Annotated in this window: 1 tRNA gene and 2 rRNA genes (1 of these 3 cut by a window edge); all 3 read left to right on the top strand. The window is 54.5% G+C overall.

From position 1 onward, the window contains the following. A 23S ribosomal RNA gene (locus J2Y48_RS25260) occupies nucleotides 1–2,001 on the top strand; it begins 796 nt to the left of the window's first position. Between the two features lie 142 nt (nucleotides 2,002–2,143). Continuing rightward, nucleotides 2,144–2,258, top strand: a 5S ribosomal RNA gene (rrf, locus tag J2Y48_RS25255). 165 nt (nucleotides 2,259–2,423) lie between these two features. Further along, nucleotides 2,424–2,500 (top strand) — tRNA-Met (locus J2Y48_RS25250).

Genomic DNA, 2,500 nt, shown 5'->3' with positions numbered 1-2,500 from the left:
GATGACTTGTGGCTAGGGGTGAAAGGCCAATCAAACTCGGAAATAGCTGGTTCTCCGCGAAATCTATTTAGGTAGAGCGTCGACCGAATACCCTCGGGGGTAGAGCACTGGATGGGCTATGGGGACTCACCGTCTTACTGATCCTAACCAAACTCCGAATACCGAGGAGTACTAGTCGGCAGACACACGGCGGGTGCTAACGTCCGTCGTGAAAAGGGCAACAACCCTGACCTCCAGCTAAGGTCCCCAAGTCATGGCTAAGTGGGAAAGGATGTGAGGATCCCAAAACAACCAGGATGTTGGCTTAGAAGCAGCCATCATTTAAAGAAAGCGTAACAGCTCACTGGTCTAAATAAGGGTCTTTGCGCCGAAAATGTAACGGGGCTGAAGCCATGCACCGAAGCTGAGGATGTGCAGCAATGCACGTGGTAGCGGAGCGTTCCGTAAGCCTGTGAAGGGATACCCGTGAGGGGTCCTGGAGGTATCGGAAGTGCGAATGTTGACATGAGTAACGATAAAGGGAGTGAGAGACTCCCTCGCCGAAAGACCAAGGGTTCCTGCTTAAAGTTAATCTGAGCAGGGTTAGCCGGCCCCTAAGACGAGGCGGACACGCGTAGTCGATGGGAACCACGTTAATATTCGTGGGCCTGGTGGTAGTGACGGATCGCGTAAGTTGTAAGGTCTTATTGGATTGACCTTGCCGCGAAGCGGTTCCAGGAAATAGCTCCACCGTATAGACCGTACCCGAAACCGACACAGGTGGTCAGGTAGAGTATACCAAGGCGCTTGAGAGAACTATGTTGAAGGAACTCGGCAAATTGCACGCGTAACTTCGGAAGAAGCGTGACCTCTTTTTACGCAAGTGGAAAGGGGTGGCACAGACCAGGGGGTAGCGACTGTTTATCAAAAACACAGGGCTCTGCGAAGTCGCAAGACGACGTATAGGGTCTGACGCCTGCCCGGTGCTGGAAGGTTAAGAGGAGAGGTGCAAGCTTTGAATCGAAGCCCCAGTAAACGGCGGCCGTAACTATAACGGTCCTAAGGTAGCGAAATTCCTTGTCGGGTAAGTTCCGACCTGCACGAATGGCGTAACGACTTCCCCGCTGTCTCCAACATAGACTCAGTGAAATTGAATTCCCCGTGAAGATGCGGGGTTCCTGCGGTCAGACGGAAAGACCCCGTGCACCTTTACTATAGCTTTACACTGGCATTCGTGTCGGCATGTGTAGGATAGGTGGTAGGCTTTGAAGCAGGGACGCCAGTTTCTGTGGAGCCATCCTTGAAATACCACCCTTATCGTCATGGATGTCTAACCGCGGTCCGTTATCCGGATCCGGGACCGTGTATGGTGGGTAGTTTGACTGGGGCGGTCGCCTCCGAAAGAGTAACGGAGGCGCGCGATGGTGGGCTCAGAGCGGTCGGAAATCGCTCGTCGAGTGCAATGGCATAAGCCCGCCTGACTGCGAGACTGACAAGTCGAGCAGAGACGAAAGTCGGTCATAGTGATCCGGTGGTCCCGCGTGGAAGGGCCATCGCTCAACGGATAAAAGGTACGCCGGGGATAACAGGCTGATGACCCCCAAGAGTCCATATCGACGGGGTTGTTTGGCACCTCGATGTCGGCTCATCGCATCCTGGGGCTGGAGCAGGTCCCAAGGGTTTGGCTGTTCGCCAATTAAAGCGGTACGTGAGCTGGGTTCAGAACGTCGTGAGACAGTTCGGTCCCTATCTGCCGTGGGTGTAGGAATATTGACAGGATCTGTCCCTAGTACGAGAGGACCGGGATGGACGTATCTCTGGTGGACCTGTTGTCCTGCCAAGGGCATAGCAGGGTAGCTATATACGGAAGGGATAACCGCTGAAGGCATCTAAGCGGGAAACCCACCTGAAAACGAGTATTCCCTTGAGAGCCGTGGAAGACGACCACGTTGATAGGCCGGGTGTGGAAGCGCAGCAATGCGTGAAGCTTACCGGTACTAATCGCTCGATTGGCTTGATCGTTCTCATTGAAAATGCTCATCAGCGCAGCAAAGCTGCGCCGATGATGCGGACCTTTTGTCCTGACGCAAAGGTTCAAAGACGTGTTCACAAAAAAACAGGCTCCGGCCTGACCAGCTTCTCATATCAATTTGCCCTTAGCCGACCTGGTGGTTCTGGCGGGGTGGCTGCACCCGTTCCCATTCCGAACACGGCCGTGAAACGCCCCAGCGCCAATGGTACTTCGTCTCAAGACGCGGGAGAGTAGGTCGCTGCCAGGTCTGCTAAAGGCAAGTTGATAAAGAAAAGGCGCCCGAAAAGTTGCAGACTTTTGGGGCAAGCGGCCTTTCCCAACGAAACATCTTCTCGACACGCACCGGCTCAGGCCGAACACTTGAATGGGCCGCACAAGCGGCCCATAATGCGTTTAAGACGCAAACGGATAACGCGGGGTGGAGCAGCCCGGTAGCTCGTCAGGCTCATAACCTGAAGGCCGCAGGTTCAAATCCTGCCCCCGCAACCA

Source organism: Mycoplana sp. BE70, from assembly GCF_031455855.1.
GTDB lineage: Bacteria > Pseudomonadota > Alphaproteobacteria > Rhizobiales > Rhizobiaceae > Mycoplana.
This window is presented reverse-complemented; position numbering and strand designations above follow the sequence as displayed.